General features: G+C 67.8%; 20 protein-coding genes. 6 read left to right on the top strand and 14 right to left on the bottom strand.

Features of this window, described 5'->3' with window-relative positions:
- Positions 1-64: 64 nt before the first annotated feature.
- From IEX88_RS08885 to IEX88_RS08875, 3 genes are all read left to right on the top strand, one after another.
- A complete protein-coding gene (locus IEX88_RS08885; protein ID WP_244639975.1) occupies positions 65-691 on the top strand; it encodes a TetR/AcrR family transcriptional regulator in 627 nt (208 codons plus the stop codon).
- Positions 692-757: 66 nt separating this feature from the next.
- Positions 758-1,960 carry an efflux RND transporter periplasmic adaptor subunit gene (locus IEX88_RS08880; protein WP_244639973.1) on the top strand — a complete coding sequence of 401 codons (1,203 nt, stop codon included), beginning with the start codon at positions 758-760 and terminating at the stop codon, positions 1,958-1,960.
- The gene (locus tag IEX88_RS08875; protein WP_188850214.1) at positions 1,957-5,532 is read left to right on the top strand and encodes an efflux RND transporter permease subunit; all 3,576 of its coding nucleotides are present in this window, start codon (positions 1,957-1,959) and stop codon (positions 5,530-5,532) included. Before IEX88_RS08880 ends, IEX88_RS08875 begins: the two co-directional genes overlap by 4 nt.
- Positions 5,533-5,614: 82 nt before the next feature.
- Here IEX88_RS08875 and trhA read toward each other — a convergent pair whose 3' ends face one another.
- The 14 genes from trhA to IEX88_RS08805 all read right to left on the bottom strand — a co-directional run bounded on the left by trhA (position 5,615) and on the right by IEX88_RS08805 (position 20,650).
- A complete protein-coding gene (gene trhA / locus IEX88_RS08870) occupies positions 5,615-6,262 on the bottom strand; it encodes a PAQR family membrane homeostasis protein TrhA (RefSeq protein WP_188850213.1) in 648 nt (215 codons plus the stop codon).
- Positions 6,263-6,427: 165 nt separating this feature from the next.
- A complete protein-coding gene (ccoS, locus tag IEX88_RS08865) occupies positions 6,428-6,607 on the bottom strand; it encodes a cbb3-type cytochrome oxidase assembly protein CcoS (RefSeq protein ID WP_188850212.1) in 180 nt (59 codons plus the stop codon).
- Positions 6,604-8,910, bottom strand: coding sequence for a heavy metal translocating P-type ATPase (locus tag IEX88_RS08860; RefSeq protein WP_188850211.1), 2,307 nt, complete (start codon positions 8,908-8,910; stop codon positions 6,604-6,606). The genes ccoS and IEX88_RS08860 overlap by 4 nt, the downstream gene beginning before the upstream one ends.
- The gene (locus IEX88_RS08855) at positions 8,907-9,398 is read right to left on the bottom strand and encodes a FixH family protein (RefSeq protein ID WP_188850210.1); all 492 of its coding nucleotides are present in this window, start codon (positions 9,396-9,398) and stop codon (positions 8,907-8,909) included. The genes IEX88_RS08860 and IEX88_RS08855 overlap by 4 nt, the downstream gene beginning before the upstream one ends.
- Before the next feature lie 4 nt (positions 9,399-9,402).
- Complete coding sequence (gene ccoG / locus IEX88_RS08850; protein ID WP_188850209.1) at positions 9,403-10,953, bottom strand: cytochrome c oxidase accessory protein CcoG; 1,551 nt, start codon at positions 10,951-10,953, stop codon at positions 9,403-9,405.
- A 166-nt stretch (positions 10,954-11,119) separates the two neighbouring features.
- Positions 11,120-12,025 carry a cytochrome-c oxidase, cbb3-type subunit III gene (gene ccoP, locus IEX88_RS08845; RefSeq protein ID WP_188850208.1) on the bottom strand — a complete coding sequence of 302 codons (906 nt, stop codon included), beginning with the start codon at positions 12,023-12,025 and terminating at the stop codon, positions 11,120-11,122.
- Positions 12,015-12,182, bottom strand: a complete 168-nt coding sequence (locus IEX88_RS08840) for a cbb3-type cytochrome oxidase subunit 3 (RefSeq protein WP_188850207.1) — start codon at positions 12,180-12,182, stop codon at positions 12,015-12,017. Before IEX88_RS08840 ends, ccoP begins: the two co-directional genes overlap by 11 nt.
- On the bottom strand, positions 12,179-12,943 hold the full coding sequence (gene ccoO, locus IEX88_RS08835; protein WP_188850206.1) for a cytochrome-c oxidase, cbb3-type subunit II: 765 nt from the start codon (positions 12,941-12,943) through the stop codon (positions 12,179-12,181). The genes IEX88_RS08840 and ccoO overlap by 4 nt, the downstream gene beginning before the upstream one ends.
- Positions 12,944-12,954: 11 nt before the next feature.
- Positions 12,955-14,565 (bottom strand): cytochrome-c oxidase, cbb3-type subunit I, encoded by a 1,611-nt coding sequence (gene ccoN / locus IEX88_RS08830; protein WP_188850205.1) that lies wholly within the window; start codon positions 14,563-14,565, stop codon positions 12,955-12,957.
- A gap of 252 nt (positions 14,566-14,817) precedes the next feature.
- Positions 14,818-15,537: a methyltransferase domain-containing protein gene (locus IEX88_RS08825; protein WP_188850204.1), complete on the bottom strand. Its 720-nt coding sequence runs from the start codon at positions 15,535-15,537 to the stop codon at positions 14,818-14,820.
- Positions 15,534-16,607: a type III polyketide synthase gene (locus IEX88_RS08820; RefSeq protein WP_244639971.1), complete on the bottom strand. Its 1,074-nt coding sequence runs from the start codon at positions 16,605-16,607 to the stop codon at positions 15,534-15,536. The genes IEX88_RS08825 and IEX88_RS08820 overlap by 4 nt, the downstream gene beginning before the upstream one ends.
- Positions 16,608-16,681: 74 nt before the next feature.
- The gene (locus IEX88_RS08815) at positions 16,682-18,061 is read right to left on the bottom strand and encodes an ABC1 kinase family protein (protein ID WP_244639969.1); all 1,380 of its coding nucleotides are present in this window, start codon (positions 18,059-18,061) and stop codon (positions 16,682-16,684) included.
- A 191-nt stretch (positions 18,062-18,252) separates the two neighbouring features.
- The gene (locus IEX88_RS08810) at positions 18,253-19,740 is read right to left on the bottom strand and encodes a carnitine 3-dehydrogenase (protein WP_188850202.1); all 1,488 of its coding nucleotides are present in this window, start codon (positions 19,738-19,740) and stop codon (positions 18,253-18,255) included.
- Between the two features lie 4 nt (positions 19,741-19,744).
- Positions 19,745-20,650: a beta-keto acid cleavage family enzyme gene (locus IEX88_RS08805; RefSeq protein WP_210319254.1), complete on the bottom strand. Its 906-nt coding sequence runs from the start codon at positions 20,648-20,650 to the stop codon at positions 19,745-19,747.
- Positions 20,651-20,739: 89 nt separating this feature from the next.
- On the opposite strand from IEX88_RS08805, the gene IEX88_RS08800 reads away from it, so the two are divergent.
- The 3 genes from IEX88_RS08800 (at position 20,740) to IEX88_RS08790 (ending at position 24,731) form a co-directional block, all read left to right on the top strand.
- Complete coding sequence (locus tag IEX88_RS08800) at positions 20,740-21,726, top strand: GlxA family transcriptional regulator (RefSeq protein ID WP_244639967.1); 987 nt, start codon at positions 20,740-20,742, stop codon at positions 21,724-21,726.
- Positions 21,727-22,023: 297 nt separating this feature from the next.
- Positions 22,024-23,610, top strand: coding sequence for an ABC transporter substrate-binding protein (locus IEX88_RS08795; protein ID WP_188850201.1), 1,587 nt, complete (start codon positions 22,024-22,026; stop codon positions 23,608-23,610).
- Positions 23,610-24,731, top strand: a complete 1,122-nt coding sequence (locus IEX88_RS08790) for an ABC transporter permease (RefSeq protein ID WP_188850200.1) — start codon at positions 23,610-23,612, stop codon at positions 24,729-24,731. The genes IEX88_RS08795 and IEX88_RS08790 overlap by 1 nt, the downstream gene beginning before the upstream one ends.
- Position 24,732: the final 1 nt, after the last annotated feature.

Genomic DNA, 24,732 nt, shown 5'->3' with positions numbered 1-24,732 from the left:
GTCGGTCGCTGCGGGTATATGAGAACGATCATTCGCTCTCTACCCCGCCGCGAGGCCAGAAGTGGTGTTTCAGCTGATCGATTCCGAGCCGGTCTCCGCCCACGACCAGCGCCGCCTCCATGTCCTGGGCGCGGCCCGTTCGTGCTTTGCGCGCTCGGGCTTTCACGGCGCATCGATGCAGCAGATCTGCGCCGAGGCGCAGATGAGCCCGGGCGCGCTCTACCGCTATTTTCCCTCCAAGGATGCGATCATCGAGGCGATCGCTGAGGAGGAGCGGATCCAGGCGGCCGCCTGCATGCAGGCGCTGGCCGGCGGCGGCAGCATCGTCGACCGCATCACCGCGGTGGCCATGGACTATCTGCGCACGACGCGCGATCCGGCGACGGGCGGCCTGATGGTCGAGATCTGCTCGGAGAGCATACGCAACACGGCGGTCGGCAAGCGTTTCCACGAGGTCGAGAAGGAAGTGCGGACCGCCTTCATGGCCAGCCTCAGAACCGCGCAGGCGGACGGCGAGATCGACGCCGACATCGACCTCGAGAACGCGCTCTTCGTGCTGTTTGCCCTCGGTGACGGGCTGCTGATGCGCCTGCAGATCGAACCCGAGATCAGTCTGGAATCCATCGAGCGGTATCTGCGCCGCAGCATTGCCGGCATTTTCGGCGAGCCTCGGCGCGGGGCGCCGAACTGACGTCATTCCGCAGGGATGGCGATGTAACATGCATGGCGGAACGATCCGCAGACGGTTGAGGAAAACATGTCCGGTCCCTTTCGGATTCTCCTGCCCTTCCTGACAGCGCCCCTCCTGACGGTGCTCGTGCTGGTCGGCGCCGCGCCGGCGATGGCGCAGGAGGCGGCCGCGACGAATGCCGCCCCGCCGGCGCCGAGCGTTTCGGTCGTCCCCGCCACGGTGCGCGAACTCGTTGCCACGATCAGCGTGACGGGCACGCTCGTGCCGCGCGAGACGGTGATGGTCGGCGCGGACGTCGACGGGTTGAGGATCGAGGCGCTGCTCGCCGACGAAGGCGACACGGTCTCGGCCGGCGATGTCCTGGCGCGCCTGTCGACCGACCTCATCGAGACGGACCTCACCCAGAACGAGTCGCAGCTGATCCGTGCCGATGCCGCCAAGGCCCAGGCGGAGAGCCAGATCGCCCAGGCCGAGGCGACGGCGGTCGAGGCCGAGGCCGCCTTGGCGCGCACCCGCCCGCTCGCCGAGAAGGGCATCGTCGGCCAGGACGTTCTGGAGCAGCGCGTCTCGGCCGCCGCGAGCGCGCGGGCGCAACTCGCCAGCGCCCGCCAGGGCGTCGCCGTCGCCGTCGCCGACAAGGCGATGCTCGCGGCGACGCGCCAGCAGATCCAACTGAAGAAGGACAAGGCCGAGATCAAGGCGCCGACCGATGGGCTGATCCTGTCGCGCTCCGCCCGGCTCGGCGCGATCGCCTCCGTCGCCGGCGGCGGCCTGTTCGAGATCGCCCGCGACGGGCTGATCGAGCTCGACGCGGCGGTGAGCGAGACGGTGCTGGCCTCCCTGCGCAAGGATCAGGCCGTCAGCGTCACGCTCGCCGGTTCCACCGAGCCGGTCGTCGGCCATGTCCGTCTCGTCTCGCCCAAGGTCGACGAGACGACGCGGCTCGGCCGCGTCCTGATCGCGTTGGATCCCTCGCCGATGCTGCGCACCGGCATGTTCGCCCGCGGCACGGTCGAGACCGCCCGCAGCAGCGGCGTCACCGTGCCGCAGACCGCCGTCGTGGTCGATGGCGACAAGGCCCTGGTCCAGGTCGTGCGCGATGGCACGATCGAGACGAGAACGGTGAAGACGGGGATCGCCAGCGGCGGCGACATCGAGATCACCGAGGGCATCAAGGAGGGCGAGCGCGTCGTCGCGCTGGCCGGTACTTTCGTGCGCAACGGCGATGCCGTCACCGCCGTCGAACTGGAACCGGAGGCGAAGGGATGAACTGGAACTTCTCCGCCTGGGCGATCCGCAATCCGGTCCCGCCGATCCTGCTCTTCGTCGTGCTGGTGGCGCTCGGCATCGTCAGCTTCTTCACGCTGCCGATCACGCGCTTTCCCAATATCGACGTGCCGGTCATCGCCGTCACCGTGACGCAGTCCGGCTCGGCCCCGTCCGAGCTCGAGACGCAGGTGACCAAGAAGGTCGAGGACGCGATCGCCGGCGTCTCCGGCATCAAGCACATCACCTCGACGGTCACCGACGGGCAATCGGTGAGCGCGGCCGAATTCCGGCTGGAGATCGACACCGACCGGGCGCTGAACGACGTCAAGGACGCCATCGCCAAGATCCGGATGGACCTGCCGCGGACGATCGACGAGCCGATCATCCAGCGCATCGAGGTCGAGAACCAGTCGATCGTCACCTATGCTGCCTCCTCGCCGGGAAAGACGCCGGAGCAGCTCTCCTGGTTCGTCGACGACACGGTCGTGCGCGCGCTGCAGGGGCTGAAGGGCGTCGGCCGGGTCGAGCGCGTCGGCGGCGTCGAACGCGAGATCCAGGTGCGGCTCGATCCGGACCGGCTGGCGGCCCTCGGCGTCACCGCCGCCGGCATCAACGCGCAGCTGCGGGCGACGAATGTCGACCTGTCCGGCGGCCGCGGCGAATTCGGCGGCCAGGAGCAGGCGATCCGGACGCTCGCCGCCGCCGATACCGTGGCGGGCCTTGCCGCGACGCGGATCTACCTTGCCGGCGGCCGCGAGGTTCGCCTGTCGGAGCTTGGCGAGGTTGTCGATTCCTGGGAGGAGCCGCGCTCCTTCGCGCGCCTCGACGGCGAGCCGGTGGTGGCTTTCTCGATCTACCGCGCCAAGGGCGCCAGCGACACGACCGTGGCCGATGCGACGTCGGAGAAGGTCGCCGAGCTCGCCGCGCAGTATCCCGACGTCGTCTTCTCCAAGATCGACGACAGCGTCACCTACACCTACGGCAATTTCGAATCCGCCATGGAGACGCTGGTCGAGGGCGCGCTGCTCGCCGTCATCGTCGTCCTGATCTTCCTGCGCGACTGGCGGGCGACGGCGGTCGCCGCCATCACCCTGCCGCTCGCGGCCATCCCGACATTCTGGGCGATGTCGATGATGGATTTCTCGCTGAACCTCGTCAGCCTTCTCGCCGTGACGCTCGTCACCGGCATTCTCGTCGACGACGCCATCGTCGAGATCGAGAACATCGAACGCCATATGGCGATGGGCAAGCCGCCCTACCGCGCCTCGATGGAGGCGGCCGACGAGATCGGCCTCGCCGTCATCGCCATCACCATGACGATCATCGCCGTCTTCGCGCCGGTGTCCTTCATGCCCGGCGTCGCCGGCCAGTATTTCAAGCAGTTCGGCCTGACGGTCGCGGTGGCGGTGTTCTTCTCGCTGCTCGTGGCACGCCTCATCACGCCCATGCTGGCGGCCTATTTCTTCCGCCCGCACGCCACCACCGGCCCCGGCTTCTGGCGGCTGTTCGGACAGAGGCTCGTCTGGTTCGGCATTCCCGCCGCGCTGGCGATCGTGGCACTGTTCGGCCTCGCCCTACTGCCGGAGGCCGATCTCGGCAGCGCGGCAGCGGTGGAAACCCTACGGAGCTACGCGGCAACCCTGCCGCCGGTCTCGCTGGACCAGGCGAAGGAATATGCCCTGGCCATCGCCGGCGGCGCCCTGATCGTCGCCGCGCTGTTCGCCTACATCGCCATGCCGCACCCGGCCGAGCACCATGACGGCCTCGTCATGCGCGCCTATACGCGCTTCCTGCGCGGCACGATGCACACCTTCTGGATCTGGACGCCGTTCAGGCGCCGGCGCCCGGACGGCGAGCGGACGCGCGTGCGCGTTCCCTTCGGCATGCGCTGGGTGACGCTGGCGGTCGGCGTCGGCCTGTTCTTCTGGGCGATGGACAGCATCAAATACCTGCCGACGGGCTTCATCCCGAAGGAGGATGCCTCGCGCATCGTCGTCTCCTTCGAACTGCCGCCCGGCTCGACGCTGGACAGGACGATGGCCGTCACGGACCAGGTCGTCGCCAGCATCCGCGAACTGCCGGAAGTGCGCAGCGTCCTCGTGGTCGGTGGCGCGAGCCCGACCGGCACACTGGAAATCCGCCGCGCCGGCATCACCATCAATCTCGTGCGCAAGTTCGAGCGCACGCGCAGCCAGGGCGATCTCGAACCCGTCGTCGCCGCCAAGCTGGCGGAAATCCCCGACATCCGCTCCTTCTACGTCAACGACCGCGGCGAGCGCGAACTGTCGATCGGCATTCTGGGCTCGGACGGCCCGGCGGTGGCGGAAGTCGCCGCGGATCTCGAAAGCCAGATGCGGCGCGATCCGATGTTCTCCAACCCGTCGGCCATGGCCTCCTTCGCCCGGCCGGAGATCCGCATCCGGCCGCGCCTCGACCAGGCGGCCGATCTCGCCATCGCGCCGGAAGCCATTTCCGAGACCGTGCGCGTGGCGACGATCGGCGACGTCGGGGCGAACCTTGCCAAGTTCAACGTCGGCACCCGCCAGGTGCCGATCCGCGTCGAGCTGGCCGAGGCCGCGCGGCACGATCTGGCGACGATCCGCAACCTTCGCGTCCTCACCGGCACCGGCGCCTCGGTGCCGCTCGAAAGCGTCGCCGACATCGGCTTCGGCCAGGGCCCTTCGACCATCGACCGCTACGACCGTGAGCGCCTCGTGAAGGTCGGCACCTCGATGATGCCGGGCTACGAGATCGGCCAGGGCAGCGAGCGGATCAAGACCCTGCCGGCGGTCACCGACATGCCGGCCGGCGTGCGCATGCAGGAGGTCGGCGACGCCGAAATCCAGGCGGAAGTCTTCACCGGCTTTGCCTCGGCCATGGGCGCGGGCATCATGATGGTGCTGGTCGTGCTGATCCTCCTCTTCGGCAGCGTCTTCGTGCCGATCACCATCCTCGCGTCGCTGCCGCTCTCGGTCGGCGGCGTCGTCGGCGCCCTCCTCCTCACCCACACGGCCGTCTCCATGCCGGTGGTGATCGGTATCCTGATGCTGATGGGCATCGTCACCAAGAACTCGATCATGCTGGTCGACTTCGCCGTGGAGCAGGAGAAGCACGGCATGCCGCAGCACGACGCGATCATCGATGCCGGCCGCAAGCGCGCCCGGCCGATCATCATGACGACGCTGGCGATGGCGGCGGGCATGGTGCCGGCGGCGATGGCATCCGGCGAAGGCGGCGAGTTCCGCGCGCCGATGGCGATCGCGGTGATCGGCGGCCTGCTCGTCTCGACCGTGCTGTCGCTGGTCTTCATCCCCTCGGTCTACACGCTGATGGACGATCTCAGCCATCTCGTCGGCCGGGTGTTCGGCTGGATGCTGAGCCCGAACGCCTCGGACGAACACGGCGTTACCGGGGCCGGGCATGCCGCGGCGGCGCCTGTGGCCGCCGAGGCGCCGCCGAAAGCGGAGAAGGAGGCGGACAAGGACACGACGTGGAAGCGCGTGACCGAGTTCCCCTCGGGCGAAGGTCCAGACCGCCCGTCCCCCAGCGGCATGCAGCAGGCGGCGGAATAGGCGAGCCGGCCCTCTCGGCCGGCCCCGCGAGCGGCGCCCCAGTACGGCGCCCCTCGCGACACGGCAGGGTCGCCCGCCCGGGTCAGACGGTAATCGAGAACCAGACCGCGACAAAATGGATCGACGCGGCGACGAGCACGAAGCCGTGCCAGATGGCGTTCTGGAAGCGCAGCTTCTCCCAGACGTGGAAGACGACGCCGAGCGAGTAGACGACGCCACCGGCGAGGATCAGTTCGCGCACGCTCGGCGGCAGCGATTCCACCATGTGCTCGTAAGTGACGATGCCGCTCCAGCCGAGCGCGAGGTAGAGCAGGATCGCCAGGCGGTCGTAGCGGCCGGGCCGGAACAGTTTGAGGAACACGCCGATCGCGGCGACGGTCCAGACGCCGGCCAGCATCCACCACAGGCCCATCTTGGCGATGAAGGGCGTGTAGGTGCCGGCGATGAGCAGGAAGATGGCCGAGTGGTCGAGCCGGCGCAGCAGCCATTTCGTCCGCGACACCGGCCAGACATTGTAGGCGGCGGAGGCGGCGATCGAGAGGACGAGGGTGGCGAGATAGACGCCGCAGGTCGACAGCTCGACCGCGCTGGCCCGTCCGGACATGACGACGAAGAAGACCACGGCCCCGGCGAGCGCCAGCACGACGCCCAGAACGTGGACGACGCCGTCGGCCCAGAGTTCGGCCACGGAATAGGGCCAGTGAAACTCCCCGCCCCTGTCTCTGCGCATCGGCGCTCCCTCCTTCGGCCGGCCTGACGCCCACCCGAATCGCGGCGCCATCCTGAAAGCAGGGCCGGCGGAAGGAAACACTTTTGTTGGCCGCGGCTCGATGCGGCGCGACGCCGCGCCGGACAGCCCTGTTCGACCAGGCCCTCCCGAAACTGCCCGTCCCGATCAGGCCGGGCCGGATCGCTTCCGGGCCACCGGCTCGGGCGGGTTCTCGTCGTCGAGAATGCGCAGGGCGTCGCCTTCGGGATCGTCGAACTGGCCGCTGCGATAGGACCAGAAGAAACCGAAGAGGCCGACGAGGCCGAGGCCGAGCGCGACGGGAATAAGGATGAGCAGGCTGGTCATTGCGCGACCCACTGGCTGGCGGGAAGGACGGGGGCCACCGGCTTCGGATCCGAAAGGCCCTGTCGCGGACGGCGGAACTGCCACTGCAGCCGCAGCGCATTGCCGACGACGACGAGCGAGGAGCTCGACATGGCGATGGCGGCAAGGAGCGGTGTGACATAGCCGAGGACGGCGAGCGGCACGGCAATGAAGTTGTAGCCGATGGCGAGGCCAAAGTTCTGCCGGACACAGGTGATGACCGCCCGCGAGACGGCGAAGGCGTCGCCGACGCCCTGGAGCGACTGGCCGGTGAAGACGAAATCGGCATTCGCCCTTCCGACCTCGGCCGCGTCCGCTGGCGTGATCGAGACATGCGCGGTGCCGAGCGCCGGCGCGTCGTTGATGCCGTCGCCGACGAACAGCACCGGTCCGTCCGTGGCGGCGAGCGCGGCGATGCGCGCCGCCTTGTCGGCCGGCGACAGCCGCGCCGAGACCTGCGCGGGGGCAAAACCCAGCGCCGCGCCGGTCTCGCCCGCCGCTTCCGCGCTGTCGCCGGAGAGGATCCGGCGCGAAATGCCCGCCGCGTCGAAGACGGCCATCGTCGCCAGCGCGTCCGGCCGCAGCACGGACTGGACGGGCAGACGGATCATCGTCCCGCCATCGCGGGCGAACCAGAGACCGCCCTCTTCCGTGGCACCGTCGCCGCCGGCGATCGCCCGGACGAAATCCCAGCGGCCAAGACGGCTGCGGACGCCGTCGACGGTTCCCTCGAGGCCCTCGCCGGGGCGTTCCGCCACGTCCCCGGCCTCGGCGGCCGGCAGGGCTCGGCTCCGGGCCAGCGCCGAGACGGCGAGGGAAAGCGGGTGCCGGCTTTCCCGGGCGAGCGCCGCCGCCCGCCGCAGATCCTCGTCGGCGAGTTTTCCGCCGTCGACCGACAGGCTCGGCAGCGTCAGCGTGCCGGTCTTGTCGAAGACCGCCGCGCGAATTTCGGCCATGCGCTCGAAGGCCGAGCCGGTGCGCACGAGAACGCCGCGCCGCATCAGAATGCCGGCGCCGACGACCTGGGTGACCGGCACCGCCAGTGCCAAGGCGCAGGGACAGGTGATAATCAGGACGGCTATCGCCGCCGTCAGCGCCTGGTGCCAGTCGCGCGTCGCCACTATCCAGCCGACGAAGGTGAGCGCGGAAGCCAGATGCACCATCGGCGCGTAGAGCGCGGCGGCCCGGTCGGCGAGACGGACATAGGTCGCCTTGCCCTGCTCGGCCGCTTCCATCAGCCGGAGCATTTCCTGGATCAGGCTGTGCTCGGCATCGGCCGTCGCCTTCAGCGTCACCGGCGCCGAAAGGTTCAGCGCCCCGGCCTCGATGGGGTCGCCCGGTCCCAGCCGGGCGGGAACGCTTTCGCCGGTCGCGAGCGACCGGTCGGCCTCGGTCGTGGCGCTGCCGGACAGGACGCCGTCGACGGGAAAACGCTCGCCGACGGCGACGTGGAGGAGCATGCCGGGCCGGATCTCTTCGATGCCGAGATAGTCGAGCCGTCCGTCCGTGCCGACGCGCATGGCGCCGCGCGCGGCCATGCGGCCGAGGCTGGCGATGCCGCTGCGGGCGCGCTCGCGCATCGCATGGTCGAGGACGCGGCCGATGAGCAGGAAGAACAGCAGCGTCAGCGAGGCGTCGAACCAGGTCTCGCCACTGCCGAACAGCGCCTCGTAGATGCTCTTGACCAGCGTCAGGAGAACGCCGAGCGAGATCGGCACGTCCATGTTGACGTGGCGATTGCGCAGCGCGCCTAGGGCCGAGCGGTAGAAGGGGCGGCCGGCATAGAGCACTGCGGGAACGGCGACGACGCCGGAGATGAGCTGGAACAGCGTCCGCGTCGCCCCTTCCGCGCCCGACCAGACCGAGACAGAGAGGAGCATGACATTGGCCGCGGCAAAGCCGGCGACGACCAGCGCCCGCATGAGTTCGGCCAGGACCGGATCGCGATCGGCCGCCTTCCCCTCGACGCCGATCGTCACGGGATAGCCGAGCGCTTCGACGCTGCGCACGATCGCGAAGGGATCGGCCTGCGTGGCGTCCGCCGTCACCATCACCCGGCGCGTGGAGAAATTGACGCGTGCCGAGCGCACGCCGGGCAAGGCGGCCAGCGCCTTCTCGATCCGGGCGATGCAGGCGCCGCAATGGATGCCGGGCGCGACCAGCAGATAGTGCACCGTGCCGTCCTCGTGGCGGTGGCCCGAGCGGCGGAACTCTTCGGCGCGCATCTCGTCGGGATCGGCCAGCAGGCGGGCGTCGAGCGCCGTGCCGTCGCCGCAGCAGGTCATTGCGGCACCTCTGCCGGCGCGCCGATGACGACGCGGCGGGTGGTGAGGAAGGTCTCGCCGTCGGCCGTCGACAGCGAGACGGTGGCGTCCCAGGCGCCCGGCTTCAGGGTCGTCGGCAGATGCACCGGGCCGAGGCTCTGGTCGGCATGCAGGAAATGGTCGTCGCGGTTGGTCGTCGGCCGCGTCATCTCGACGTCGACCTGGGTCGCCACCCGCGCGCCCTGAGCATCGCGCACGTCGACGGTGACGGCATCGGCGAGCACCTCGAGATCGACCGTCCAGCCCAGCGCCTGCTGCTGGCGCATGGAGGCGAGCTTCTCGTTGAAGTGCTGGCTGGCGACATAGGAATTGTCGACGACGAGGCCGGCGAAGGAGGAAACGGCGGAATAGGCCATGATGAGGTTCACGCCGATGATGGTGGCGAAGAACAGGAGCATGGCCATCAGCATGTGCCCGCCGGTGAATTCGCGCCAGGGAAGCTTGAACATCGGATTATTCCTCGGGAGATTCGAAGACGGCGGCGGCGCGGCTGGTCTCGCCGCGGGCGGCGTCGGTGACGGTGATCGTGAAATCCCGCCGCTGGCCGGTCCCGCTGCCGCGCGGCTGCGAGACGAGAAGCCGGACCATCTCGACCCGGTCGCGCGGCACCTCGACCGACACGCCGCCGGCCTCGAGCGCGCGGCCTGGTGCCGCGACGACGGCGCCCGGAAGCCCCTCGACGCCGAGCGTGACCAGCCGCGGCGCATTCGTCATGTTGGCGATCTTCACCGTGTAGGCGTTGCGCACGCCGCCATCGGAGAGCCTGACGTAGAGCGGGTTGCGGTCATGCTGAACCGAGGTCGTCAGGCGGTCGCGCGTGGCGAGCGAGACAGCCATGGCGACGCCGATCGCCGACCAGAGGACGAGGTAGACCAGGGTGCGCGGCCGCGCCATGTGGCGCCACCGGAAATGCGCGACGCCCGAGGCGAGCTTGCCGGTGACGGGATCGCGCACCTTGGCCGGGTCGATCGCCTCACCGTCGCCCCGCGCGAGCGCCATGTTGGCGTCGTAGTCGGCGAGCGTCGCATAGGAGATCAGGCCGTGCTCGCGCCCGGTCTTGTCCATCACCGCGTCACAGGCGTCGATGCAAAGAGCGCAGGTGATGCACTCCATCTGCTGGCCCTCGCGGATGTCGATGCCCATCGGGCAGACGGCGACGCAGGCGTTGCAGTCGACGCAGTCGCCGACCGGCTGGCCCTCGGCCAGCGCCTTCTTCTGGTGGCGGGAGCGCGGCTCGCCGCGCCAGTCGTTGTAGGTGACGGTCAGCGACTGCTCGTCCAGCATCGCCGACTGGATGCGCGGCCAGGGGCACATATAGGTGCAGACCTGCTCGCGCATGAAGCCGCCGAAGACGTAGGTCGTCGCGGTGAGAAGGGCGATCGTGGTGTAGGCCACCGAGGAGGCGTTGAGCGTCACGACGTCGCGCAGCAGCGTCGGCGCGTCGGCGAAGTAGAAGATCCAGGCGCCGCCGGTCAGGACCGCGATCAGTAGCCAGACCACGTGCTTGCCCAGGCGCTTGCCGAATTTTTCCAGCGACATCGGCGACTTGTCCAGGGCGATGCGCTTGTTGCGGTCGCCCTCGAAGAAGCGCTCGACGACCAGAAACAGATCGACCCAGACCGTCTGCGGACAGGCGTAGCCGCACCAGGCACGGCCGGCGACGGAGGTGACGAGGAAGAGGCCGAGGCCCGCCATGATCAGGAGGCCGGCGACGTAGTAGAATTCCTGCGGCCAGATCTCGACGAAAAAGAAGTAGAAGCGCCGGTTGGCGAGATCCACCAGCACCGCCTGGTCCGGCGCGCCGACGCCGCGGTCCCAGCGCAGCCAGGGCGTCAGGTAGTAGATCGACAGCGTCACCGCCATGATGATCCACTTCAGGCGGCGATAGCTGCCCTCGGCGCGCTTGGGATGGATTTTTTCGCGCGCGGCGAACAGCGGTCCGCGGCGGTCGGCGCTGTTGACCGGCAGGGCATTGAGGCGATCGACGCTGTCGTGAACGAGCATGGGGGTCTCCGGCGGGACGCTCCGTCTCGGGAGCCCCAACGGGTCATGCCGAAGGACGGCCGGCTTCGCCTTGATGCAGATCAAGCCCCGTGCAAACGCCACGGCCGGCCCTTGCGAGGCCGGCCGTGGCGCGGTGTCGCGGCAGCCTAAGCTGCCGATGATGACGTCAGTTCGATGCCGCCTTGACGGGCGCCGCGCCGCCGCCGAGCGAGTAGACATAGGCGGCCAGTTCCTTCACCGCGACCGGGCCGAGACGCGGCTCCCAGGCCGGCATGACGCCGTGCCGGGGATTGACGACCTGGGCGACGACGCCGTTCTGATCGGTCACGCGTAGCCAGATCGGGTCGTTCAGCGCCGGCGCGCCCAACTCCTTCATCCCCTCGCCGCTCTCGCCATGGCAGGCGGCGCAGTTCTCGGCGAAGACCGTTTGGCCGTTGGTGGGATCGCCGAAGGCGACCTTGGCTCCGGAAAGGGTCATGACATAGGCGGAGACGTCGAGGATGGCCGGCCTTTCCAGAATGCCGTCGCGACCGAAACCGGGCATATCGGAGACGCGGGCGTCCGGATCCTCGCTGCGGATGCCGTGCGCGATGGTCTGATAGATCTCGTCGGGGGCGCCGCCCCAGACCCAGTCGTCATCCTGCAGGTTGGGATAGCCGACGCTGCCGGCGGCACCCGAGCCGTGGCACTGCACGCAGTTGACCGAGAAGGACGAGCGCCCGGCGCCGGCGGCGAAGCGGAACAGTTCGGGGTCGGCGATGATCTCGTCCATCGAGGCCGCCGCGATCTGGTCGCGAAAGCCGGCCTTCGCCGTCACGGCGCCGGCCATTTCCGTCGTCAGGTCGCCGCGCGACGACCAGCCGAGAAGGCCGTCGGTCGCCCGGCTGACCATCGGGATCGCCGGATAGAGGACGACATAGACGGCGGCGAAGGCGATGCAGCCGTAGAAGGTCCACAGCCACCAGCGCGGCATTGGGGTGTCGAGTTCCTTGATGCCGTCCCAGTCGTGCCCGGTGGTGGGCGTGCCGGTGGCCGCGTCGATCTCGCGCTTGTCGCTGTCGTTATTGGCCATCTTTTTCATCCTCTCTGAACGGGATCATTTTGGCATCGCGGGCATGGTCGCGCGCTTTCGGCCGGAACAGGACGAAGATGACGACACCGATGAAGAAGACGGTCATGCCGAGCAGCGCCCAGGAGTCGGCGAATTCTCGCAGCGCGTGGTAGGTCACTGGCTCGTCTCCAGCGTCTCGGCCGGCGCCGGCTTGTAGGCTTCCACATCGACGAGGGTGCCAAGCATCTGCAGATAGGCGACCAGCGCGTCCATCTCGGTGAGCTTGGCCGCGTTGCCGTCGAAGTCGCGGGCGCCCGCCTTGGCGTAGCGACCCTGCAGGCCGGTGGCATCGGCCGTCGCGCTGCCCTGGGTGCGGGCATCGGCGAGCGCCGAGGCGATCATCTCGTCGGTGTAGGGCACGCCGACGGCCCGGTTGGCGGCCAGGTGCGCGCCGATGTTGTGGATGTCGACCTCAGTCGTGGACAGGAAGGCATAGGTCGGCATCACCGATTCCGGCACGACCGAGCGCGGGTCCTGCAGATGGGCGACGTGCCATTCGTCGGAATAGCGGCCGCCGACGCGGGCGAGGTCCGGTCCAGTGCGCTTGGATCCCCACTGGAAGGGGTGGTCGTACATGGATTCGGCAGCGAGCGAGTAGTGGCCGTAGCGTTCGACCTCGTCGCGGAACGGCCGGATCATCTGGCTGTGGCAGACATAGCAGCCCTCGCGGACGTAGATGTCGCGTCCGGCCAGCTCCAGCGGCGTGTAGGGCCGCATGCCCTCGACCTTCTCGATGGTGTTCTCGAGATAGAAGAGCGGCACGATCTCGACGATGCCGCCGATCATCACGACGACGAGGGAGAGGACGAGGAGCAGCGAGGCGTTGCGCTCGACCTTGCCGTGGCTCTTGACCAGGCTGCGGGCGGTGGGAAGTTTCATTGAGGCCGCTCCTATTCCGCCGCGACCGGGGTCGCCGCCACCGCGACCGCCTCCGGTCCACGGATCGTCATCACCAGATTGAAGGTCATCACCAGAGCTCCCGCGAGGAAGAGCAGGCCGCCGCTGAGACGCATGAGGTAGTAGGGATGCAGCGCCGCCACGGTCTCGGCGAAGGAGTAGACGAGCCCGCCCTGCGGATCGTATTCGCGCCACATCAGGCCCTGCATGATGCCCGACACCCACATCGACGCCGCGTAGATGACGATGCCGATGGTGGCGAGCCAGAAGTGCCAGCTGACGAGCTTCAGGCTGTAGAGCGCTTCCTTGTTCCACAGGCGCGGGACGAGATAGTAGAGCGCGCCGAAGGTGATCATGCCGTTCCAGCCGAGGGCGCCGGAATGGACGTGGCCGATGGTCCAGTCGGTGTAGTGGCTGAGCGAGTTGACCGACTTGATCGACATCATCGGGCCCTCGAAGGTGGCCATGCCGTAGAAGGCGACGGCGAGCACCATCATGCGCAGGATCGGGTCGGTGCGCAGCTTGTCCCAGGCGCCCGAGAGCGTCATCAGGCCGTTGATCATGCCGCCCCAGGAGGGCATCCAGAGCATGATCGAAAACACCATGCCGAGCGTCTGCGCCCAGTCCGGCAGCGCCGTGTAGTGCAGGTGATGCGGGCCGGCCCAGATGTAGAGGAAGATCAGCGACCAGAAGTGGATGATCGACAGCCGGTAGGAATAAACAGGCCGGTTCGCCTGCTTCGGGATGAAGTAGTACATCATGCCGAGAAAGCCGGCGGTGAGGAAGAAGCCGACGGCGTTATGGCCGTACCACCACTGCGTCAGCGCATCCTGGACGCCCGAGAAGGCGGAATAGCTCTTGGTGCCGAGGAAGGAGACGGGGATGGCGAGGTTGTTGACCACATGCAGCATCGCCACGGTGACGATGAAGGAGAGGTAGAACCAGTTGGCGACGTAGATGTGCGGCTCCGTCCGCTTCATCAGCGTGCCCAGGAAGACGACGAGATAGGCGACCCAGACGACCGTCAGCAGGATGTCGACATACCATTCCGGCTCGGCATATTCGCGGCTCTGCGTGATGCCGAGGAGATAGCCGGTCGCCGCCATGACGATGAACAGCTGGTAGCCCCAGAACACCCACCAGGCGAGGTCGCCGCCGAACAGGCGCGCCCGGCAGGTGCGCTGCACCACGTAGAAGGATGTCGCCAGGAGCGCGTTGCCGCAGAAGGCGAAGATCACCGCCGAGGTGTGCAGCGGCCGCATCCGGCCGAAATTGAACCAGGGCTCGATGTTCAGCTCGGGATAGGCCAGCTGCCCGGCCACGACGACGCCGACGAGGAAGCCGACGACGCCCCAGAACACGGTGGCGATGGCGCCGGCGCGCACGACGCCGTCGCAATAGGCGCCGTCGTCCCGAACGCCGAAGATCGCGGCGGACTGGCCGACGGGCGTGTCGTTGCGCAAGAGCACGATCGCCGCCGTGCCGAGCACGATGAGAAGGACATAGGCATGGCTCTGGAACGCGGCATCCGCCGCGGCCAGAGCCGCCAGAAGCGCCATCAGCGCCCCGAGGCCGACTACCGTCGCCTCCGTTCCGAATTTCATCCTGGACCCCCTGTCGCGTCTGACGTTCCCCGTGCCGGAAAGGCCGGCTCGTGGGGACTTCGGGTAGCGCGGGGCAAGGAGGCGTGCCTTGATCTGGATCAAGGCAAGGATGTGTCAGAATGCGGGCACCAACCGGCCGGCCGTTTCACGGCGGCTTGCCGGCCACCGACGCGACTTTCCGGCGCGGCGGGCGGCTCTGCGGTGGGAGCGATCAGCAGCAGCGGCGGCTGCCGGCCGCTGCTGCGCCTCCCCTCAGGTCCGCTGGGTCGCCGTCACCGCCGCGAAGGCGTGGGTGAACAGCCCGCGGCGGCCCTCTTCCAGCCGGCGGCCCGAATCTGCCGGCCAGAGACGGGAGAGCTCGGTGCCGGCAAAGCCGGCGCGCACGCTGACGGCGGCATCGTGCCGGGTCACGTCATTGGCGCCGATCGCCCAGAGGAGACGCGCGCCCACCAGCGGAAAGGCACCGCGAAGCGGCTCGGTGGCGAGGAAGACGGGCGCCATCGGCGCGAGGCAGGCGAGCAGCTCGCCGAGCGGCCCGTCCTCGAAGTGATGCAGGAAGAGGTTGGTGGTGATCGCGTCGAAACGCTCGTTTGCTGATGTCTCGGCAAAGGCGAAAATGTCGGCCTCGACGACATGGACGGTCCAGCCCAGCGCGGCGAATTCGGCGATTCGGCCCGGCGTCACCAGGCTCTGGCGATCGAGGAGGAAGAGGTCGACCGCCGGCCAGCGCGCCTGCAGGCGCTTCGCGATCGCCAGCATGAAGCTGCCGTCCCCTGCCCCGATCTCCAGGATCCGCCGCGGCGGCGCGGGCAGATGCCGCGTCAGCAGGCCGCGGGCGATGCTGGTCTGGAACATCAGCGCGTTGACCCGGCGCAGATCGCGGCGCGAGGCCACCGCCCGCGGATCGTCCTCGGCCAGGTCGTCGAGGATTTCCGGCAGAACCTCGCGCCGGGCGAGGCGCGACGAGCTCATCCGACCGCCTCGAACAGCATCGTCTCGGCCGTCAGGCCGGGGCCGAAGGCCATGCCGCAGCCGCGCATGCCGGTCTCGGCGGAGGCTAGCATGTCTTCCAGCACGAACATCACCGTCGCCGACGACATGTTGCCCTTGTCGCGCAGCACGTTTCGCGAGGGCGCGAGGGCGTCCGCCGGCAGGTCCAGCGCCCGTTCCACGGAATCGAGCACGGAGCGCCCGCCCGGATGGACGGCCCACAGATCGATGTCCGCGACCGCCGCCCCGCGCAGGAAGACGTCGCGGTGCGCGCCCAGCGTCTCCTCGATGGCGCGGGGCACGCGGCCGGAGAGCACCATGTCGAACCCGTCGTCGCGCACGCTCCAGCTCATCAGATCGGCCGTGTCGGCGGCGAGCAGCGCCTTGAAGCCGTCGAGTCGCAGGCCGACGGGATCGGCAGTGACCAGCGCCGCCGTGCAGCCATCGCCCCAGAGACAGAAGGAGAGAAGCTTCTCCAGATCCTTGGTTTCGCGCAGATGCAGCGTACAGAGCTCGATGTTGACGACGAGCACCCGCGCCTCCGGCTCCGAGCGGACGATGTGGCGGGCGAGCTTCAGCCCGTTGATCGCGGCATAGCAGCCCATGAAGCCGATCAGCGTGCGCTCGACGGTGGGATCGAGGCCGCAGCGGGCGACGATTTCGAGGTCGATGCCGGGCGCCGAGAAGCCGGTGCAGGTCGCGACGATCAGATGCGTGATGCGGCTGCGTTCGTCGCCCAGGTCCAGCGCCTCGACGGCCCGCGTCGCCAGCCGATGCGCCTGGTCCTCGAAAATCTCCATCCGCCGGGCCGTGCCGGGAAAGGCCCCGCGCCGGTAGAGATTGCCGGCATCCAGGCACTCCCCTTCGGGATCGCCGGATGGCACGAGGCAGGAATAGCGATGCTCGATCCCGCCCTTGTCGGCCATCCGGTTGAACACGGTCTGGCGGCGGGGATCCTCGGAGAGTTGTGAGGCGGCGAAGCGGAGAAAGTATCGATGCACTTCGTTCTCGGGGACTGCCGAACGAACGCGGTTCAGATAGGCATGGGACAATCGCAGGTTCGCTTCCATTCAGGCAGATCGGCAGTGCCGGTTGCAAATGAAACCTAGCAAGCGCTTGCGTCCTATCAACAATCATCACCAAAACGTATGGTCGCCCCGTTGCCGGCGGTCATTTCCGAGGGGCGCAGATAGGGTGACAGCAGCGCCTTCACGTCGAGGCGTGCTTTCAGGCGCGAGGCCAGGAGATAGGTTCCGCCGAACTTGCGCTGGAGAAACAGCGCGTCGTTGGGCGGCAGGCGCCAGCCGTCACGATCGCTGGCGAAGTCCATTCCCTGCTCGCGGAGATCATGCAGAAACCGGGTGTCGCCGAAATCGAAGATGTCGGATTGCAGCAGCGGCGCCTTCGCCCTGTCGAACATCGCCATGACCTTGTCCTGATGGCGCTGCGGAACGGTGTCGTCGATGAGGCCGATGGCGGTCAGCGCCGCATGCACGCCGGACCGGTCGTCTGCGAGGCCAGCGGCGGCCAGCGCGCGACACGCCTCGGCGAACGGTGCGCTGAAGGCCCGCGTGGCGCCGAAATCGAGCAGAACGATCCGGCGCGTCTCCGGCTGGTAGCGGAAGTTCGCGAGATTGGGATCGGTCTGCATCAGCTGGAAGTCGAACAGCTCGCGAAAGGCGAGGTCCAGGAGGAGCCTAGCTGCCCGATCGCGTTCCTCCTGCGGGGCGCGCTCCAGCGTCTCGATCGGCACGCTCGCGATATAGGTCATGGCCAGGATGGTGTCGCCGGACAGGTCGCGGTGCACGTCCGGGAGGAGAAAATCCGGGTTGTCGCCGAGCAGCGCCGCGAAGCGCTCCAGCCAGTCCGCCTCCCTCGCATAGTCTGCCTCTTCGTGCAGCTGCCGCTTGGCTTCGCCAAGAAGCGGGCCAATGTCGAGGTGCCGTGGGACCAGGCCCGACAGGCGCAGCAGCGTCGCGACATTGTCGACGTCGCTGTCGATGCTGCGGCGGATGCCGGGATACTGGATCTTGACGGCGAGATCGCGCCCGTCCTTCGTGAGGACGCGGTGAACCTGCCCGATGGATGCCGCGGCGATCGGCCGGAAGGAGAAAGTCTCGAACCGCGACGCCCAGCCCGGCCCCCAGGCGCGATCGAGCACGCTTTGGATCTGGTGGCGCGGCATGGGCTCGGCGTCGGCGCGCAGGCGCGCCATGATGGCGCTGAGCTCGGGCGGCAGGAACTCGCCGGCCTCCATCGAGATCAACTGGCCCATCTTCATGGCGGCGCCGCGCAGATGCGCCAGTTGCCCCGTCAACTTCAGGACATTGGCGGGCGTCATCAGAAGGTCTTCGAGACGCGGCCGTTCGCCGCGCGCAAAGCGGCTGGCGCCGTCCAGAAGCATGCCACCGGCGACGCCGGCCGCCATGCCTCCCAGCCGCGCAAGGCGCGACAGGCGGCGGCTGGGAACGGACGAGCCGTCGGACGGCGGGAAGCGAGGCGCCAAGGCGATCACCTTTCGGGTGCGACACCGGCGGGTGATCCCGCGCGACCTTCATGACCTGCGCCTGGAATGGCTGAGGGCAACAGCGGCGAGCTGCGGCGCATTGTCCAGGTCATGCCGTGACCGAGAGCGATCCCTGCGGAGGATGCCGCCTGCGCATCCTCCGGCTGCGCTCCCCCTTCACGGATCGGGGCTCAGCGCGGCTGGCCGACCGCCCGTCCGGCCGCGTCCGGCACGGCGAGCCCCGCATGCGCCGCCGCCAGCTTCGCCATCGTCTCGCCAAGCGCCGGCTCGGCGGTCACGGCCTTGCCGCTGGTCGTGTCGACATGCAGCAGCATGTGCTCGCCCGTTGCCACCACATCGCCGGTGGTGTCGTTCGTGATCGTGTGGAAAATCCGCAGCCGCTTGCCGTCGCTGGAGAGCACCTGCGTCGACACCGTCAGCTTGTCACCGACCTTGCCCTCGGCGAGATGTCGCAGATGGCTCTCGACGGTGTAGAAGCTGCGGCCCGAGGCGAGCATTTCTGCATCGAGGCCGATCAGAGCGAGCAGCGCGTCGGTGGCGTCGCCCAGCACCTGGAGGTAGCGATATTCGGTCATGTGGCCGTTGTAGTCGGCCCATTCCGGCAGGACCGTCGCCGTGTGCAGGTCGAGCGGCCGGGTGATGTCCGGCGCCGCCTTCGGCAACGGCGTGACGGCAAGGCTGGCCTCATAAGTATTGAGCAGCTCGCCCGCGCCCCAGCCGGCGCCGCCGGCCTGGCCGGCGAGCGCGCGCATGATGGCGACGAGATTGTCGTCGCGGATGCGCTCGAGGTCGCGGATCGAAAGGCCGTCCGCCTGCGCGTCGGACTGGTCGGAGATCTTGTCGACGAGCGCGTCGGTGAGATCCGGCACGTCCATCAGTTTCGTCCACGGCCATTTCAGGCAGGGGCCGAACTGCGCCATGAAGTGGCGCATGCCGGCCTCGCCGCCGGCGATGCGGTAGACCTGGAAAATCCCCATCTGCGCCCAGCGCAGGCCGAAGGAATAGCGGATGACGTCGTCGATCTCCTCGGCGGTGGCGACATCGTCGTTGACTAGCCACAGCGCCTCGCGCCAGAGCGCTTCGAGCAGCCGGTCGCCGATGAAGGCGTCGATCTCCTTGCGCACGTGCAGGGGCTTCATCCCGAGCGCGGCGTAGAAGGCTTTCGCGGTCTCGATCGTCTCGGGCGCCGTGGCGTTACCCGCGACGAGCTCGACGAGCGGCACGAGATAGACCGGATTGAACGGGTGGGCGACGAACAATCGCTCCGGCCGCCGCATCGCCTGCTGCAGGTCGCTCGGCAGAAGACCCGAGGTCGAAGAGGCGACGAGCGCGTCGGCGCGGGCATGCGCGTCGATCTCGGCGAGGATCTTCTGCTTCAGAGCGAGCTGCTCGGGCGCGCTTTCCTGAATCAGATCCGCGTCCTCGACCGCTTCCCTCATGGAGGAAACGAAGGTGACCTTACCGAAGACCGGCCTGTCGCCCGGGATGAGCGCCGCGAAGGCGTGCGCGGCATTTTCCATCAGGCCGGCGAGCTTGCGCTCGGCTTGCGGGTCCGGGTCGTAGACCGCGACGTCGAGCCCGTTCTGGGCAAAGCGCGCCACCCAGCCGCCGCCGATGACGCCGCCGCCGATGACGGCGACTTTTCTGATTCCGGTCATAAGCCTAGACCCGCTTCTTGAGTTGCAGCTTCTCCCGCGTCTCCGCGGCAGTGAGAACCTTCGCGCCCATCGAAGTCAGCGTCGTCTTCGCCGCGGCGACGAGATCACCGTTCGAGGCCAGCACGCCCTTGCCGAGCCAGAGATTGTCCTCGAGCCCGACGCGGACATTGCCGCCGGCGAGCGCTGCGAGCGCTGCATAGGGCAGCTGGTTGCGGCCGATCGAGAAGGCCGAGAAGATCCAGTCTTTTGGCAGGTTGTTGACCATGGCCATGAGCGTGCCGATGTCGTCCGGCGCGCCCCAGGGAATGCCCATGCACAGCTGCACCAGCACCGGGCCGTCGAGCAGGCCCTGTTTCTCCAGCCACTGCGCCAGCACGAGATGGCCGGTGTCGAAGATCTCGATTTCGGGCCGCACGCCCAGCGCCTTTATCTGCGCCGCCATCGCCTTCAGCATGGCCGGCGTATTGGTCATGACATAGTCGCCCTCGCCGAAATTCATCGTGCCGCAGTCGAGCGTGCAGATCTCCGGCAGGAGCTCGGCGACATGGGCGAGCCGCTCAGTCGCGCCGACCATGTCGGTGCCGACGGCGGACGGCGGCAGTGGCGCCTCGACCGAGCCGAGCGTCAGGTCGCCGCCCATGCCGGCGGTGAGGTTGAGGATGACGTCGACGCCCGAGGCGCGGATGAGGCGCACCGTCTCGCGGTAGAGGGCGAGGTCGCGCGAGCCCTGTTTGGTCACGGGATCGCGGACATGGATATGGGCGACCGCGGCGCCCGCCTCGGCCGCCTCGATCGAGGCCGCGGCGATCTCTTCGGGCGTCACCGGCACCTTGGCGGAGCGGCCGGCGGTGTCGCCCGCCCCGGTGACGGCGCAGGTGATGAAGACGTCGCGGTTCATGCCAAGCGCCATGTCGTGTCCTTCCAAGGCTGGGTCCAGACCGTAAGAATGGCCAAAGCCGCGCCGCTCTGCGATACATTTTGCGCAGAAGATGATACCGGATGCGCATGCGCTCTCAAATCTTCGCGGCCAGCGACGACGTCCTGTCGATCGACTTCCTGCTCCTGCCCGAGTTCTCGCTCCTCTCCTTCGCCTCGGCGGTGGAGCCGCTGCGGGCGGCGAACCGCGTATCCGGCCGCACCCTCTACCGCTGGCGGGTGCTGTCGTCCGACGGCGCCATGGTGCTGACCTCGAGCGGGCTCCAGATCGCGGTGGACGGGGCGTTCGAGCCCCAGACCACCAGCGACACCCTCGTCGTCGTGGCGGCCTTCAACGTCGCCCGGCACGCCGGACCTTCCGTCATGAAGGGGCTGCGGCAGTGCGCGCGGCGGCGGCTGCCGCTGGGCGGCGTCGAATCCGGCGCCTTCGTCCTCGCCATGGCGGGCGTTCTCGCCGGCCGCCGCGCCACGACGCACTGGGAGGATCTGGCAAGCTTTTCCGACAGCTTTCCCGACATCGACGTGTCTTCCAGCCGCTATGTCGTCGACGGCGATCGCTTCACCAGCGGCGGCGCCTCGCCGACGCTCGACATGATGCTGGACCTGATCCGGCTGCGGCAGGGCTACGGCCTGGCGCTCAGCGTCGCCAGCGTGTTCATCTACGAGCGGGCGCATGCCGGAGAGGATCCCCAGCCGAGCCTGTCGCTCGGCCGGCTCGATTGGTTCGAGCCGAGACTGGCGGCGGCCATCCGCCTGATCGAAAGCCAGATTGACGAACCACAGACTATTTCAGCCCTTTCAGCGCGCCTTGGCATCAGCCGCAGGACACTGGAAACGCTGTTCGTTTCCCATGTCGGGCAGTCGCCGCAGGATTTCGTGCGCGGCATGCGGCTGGAGGCGGCGCGGCGATTGGTGCTTGAAAGTCGCGACAATATGACGTCTGTTGCGACAAATTGCGGATTTCAGTCCGCCTCGGCCTTCGCCAGAGCTTTTCGGCACCGCTACGGCACAAGCCCGAGCCAAGCCCGCAAAGCTCACCGCGGGTTGTAGAAATCGTGGCGTTGCCCTTCGGCGCCGGCAGTCTCCAAGCAGACCGCCCGTCGAAGTGAACGTATTATTTGCATAGCGCGATGAATATTTTGGCAGATATTCTTTTCCTTTGCTTCCGGTATTCAATGTAGACAGATACCGCACAGACACGACAAGCAATGTCGCACTTTGACAACTTGCTGCCCTTGACCGTCGATAGCTTGTATCTTGGCGGTCCTGACGGTGTCAGCCGCGGATCCTGGCATCTCGGCCGCTTCCAGCGGCCTTTCCAAAAACCGCCGACAAACGGAGACGACGATGAGCGATTATCTGAAATATCTGGGCAACCAGGTGACCCGCGGCATGAACCGGCGTGACTTCATGGGCCGCGCGCTTGCCGCGGGCGTCAGCCTGTCGGCCGCGGGTTCGATGTTTGCCACCAGCGCTGCCGCGGCGGAGCCCGTGAAGGGCGGTCATCTGAAGCTCGGCCTCGAGGGCGGCGCCGCCACGGACGTGCTCGATCCCGCCAAATACCTGTCGCAGGTGCTCTTCGTGGTCGGCCGCAACTGGGGCGACATGCTCGTCGAAAGCGATCCGCTGACCGGCCAGCCCGTCGCCGCGCTCGCCGAATCCTGGGAATCCTCGCCCGACGCCAAGATCTGGACGTTCAAGATCCGCAAGGGCGTGCAGTTCCACAACGGCAAGGAAATGACCGTCGAGGACGTGCTCCAGACACTGAAGCGTCACACCGACGAGAAGTCCGAATCCGGCGCGCTCGGCGTCATGAAGTCGATCAGCGACTTCAAGGTCGAGGGCGGCGATCTTGTGATCACCCTCGCCGAAGGCAATGCCGACCTGCCGCTGCTTCTCTCCGACTACCATCTCATCATCCAGCCCAATGGCGGCTTCGACGATCCCAACGCGGCGATCGGCACCGGCCCCTACAAGATGGCAAGTTTCGAGCCCGGCGTGCGCGCCACCTTCGAGAAGAATCCGAACGACTGGCGCCAGGACCGCGGCTATGTCGACTCGATCGAGATCATCGTCATCAACGACGCCACCGCCCGTGTCGCCGCCCTGTCCTCGGGCCAGGTCCACTTCATCAACCGCGTCGACCCGAAGACCGTCGGCCTCCTGAAGCGCGGCCCGAACGTCGAGATCCTGAACACGTCGGGCCGCGGCCACTACGTCTTCATCATGCACTGCAACACGGCGCCTTTCGACAATATCGACCTGCGCATGGCGCTGAAATACGCCATGGACCGCGAGACCATGGTGAAGACCATTCTCGGCGGCTACGGCAAGGTCGGCAACGATTTCCCGATCAACGAGACCTATGCGCTCTTCCCCGAAGGCATCGAGCAGCGCGCCTACGATCCCGACAAGGCGGCTTTCCACTACAAGAAGTCCGGTCATGACGGCGCGGTGCTCCTGCGCACCTCCGACGTCGCCTTCCCCGGTGCCGTCGACGCCGCCGTTCTCTACCAGGAGAGCGCCAAGAAGGCCGGCATCAACATCGAGGTGAAGCGCGAGCCCGGCGACGGCTACTGGACGAATGTCTGGAACGTCCAGCCCTTCTCCACCTCCTATTGGGGTGGCCGGCCGACGCAGGACCAGATGTACACCACGGCCTACAGCTCCAAGGCCGACTGGAACGACACGCGCTTCCTGCGTCCGGATTTCGACAAGCTGCTGCTCGAAGCCCGTGCCGAGCTCGACGAGCCCAAGCGCAAGGACATGTACCGCACCATGGCGACGATGGTGCGCGACGAAGGCGGCCTGATCCTGCCGATGTTCAACGACTTCGTGAACGCCTCCACCAAGAAGGTGAAGGGCTACGTCCACGACATCGGCAACGACATGTCCAACGGCTTCGTCGCCACCCGCGTCTGGCTCGAAGCCTGATGGCTTCCGGGCTCGGGACCACCGAGACGGGCAACCCGGCCAGCGCGCTGCCGGCGGGGGACCCTCTGGCGACGGCCGGCACCGCGGGCGCAGTGCTCGTCTCCCTTCCGCCGACGCCCCGGTCGAACGAGCCCGGACTCCCGGCCTTTCGCCGCTTTGCCGGCGACAATCCGCTGGCCATGATGATCCTGCAGCGGCTGGCGATCAGCTTCCTCTTGCTGCTGGCCGTCTCGCTGCTTCTCTTCCTCGGCATCCAGGCGCTGCCGGGGGATTTCGCCCAGACCTATCTCGGCCAGTCCGCAACACCGCAAGCGGTCGAGAACATCCGCCGCGAGCTCGGTCTCGACCAGCCTGCCGTCACCCGCTACCTCTCCTGGCTCGGCGGCGCCCTGCAGGGTGATTTCGGCACCTCCTGGGCGAGCCGCAACTCGATCACCGAGCAGCTGTCGAACCGGCTCGGCAACACGCTCTTCCTCGCCGCCTTCGCCGCCGTCGTTTCGGTGCCGCTCGCCGTCGGCCTCGGCATGCTCTCGGTGCTCTATCGCGACCGGCTGCCGGACCGGGTGATCAACGTCTTCTCGCTGGCGGCGATCTCGCTGCCGGAGTTCTTCGTCGGCTACCTCTTCATCTTCCTCTTCGCCATCAATCTCGGCTGGGTCTCGTTTCCCTCGACGGTCTATGCCGGCATGCCCTTCCTGGAGCGCGTTGAGGCGATCATCCTGCCGGCCGGCACGCTCGTCCTCGTGGTGCTGGCGCACATGATGCGCATGACCCGCGCCGCGATCCTCAACGTCATGGCCAGCCCCTATGTCGAGACGGCGGAGCTGAAGGGGCTCTCGAAGATGCGGATCATCGCCAAGCATGCCGGCCCGAACGCCATCGCGCCGATCATCAACGTCATCGCGCTGAACCTTGCCTATCTCGTCGTCGGCGTCGTCGTGGTCGAGGTGGTCTTCGTCTATCCCGGCATCGGCCAGTACATGGTCGACGCGGTGACAGTACGCGACATGCCGGTGGTGCAGGCCTGCGGCCTCCTGTTCGCGGCCGTCTACATAATCCTCAACATGATCGCCGACATCCTCGGCATCGTCTTCAATCCGCGCCTCAGGCATCCCAAGTGAA

This window comes from Aureimonas glaciei (assembly GCF_014643375.1).
GTDB lineage: Bacteria > Pseudomonadota > Alphaproteobacteria > Rhizobiales > Rhizobiaceae > Plantimonas > Plantimonas glaciei.
Note: the sequence above shows the minus strand (reverse complement) of the source record. Positions and strands in the feature narration are given on the sequence as shown.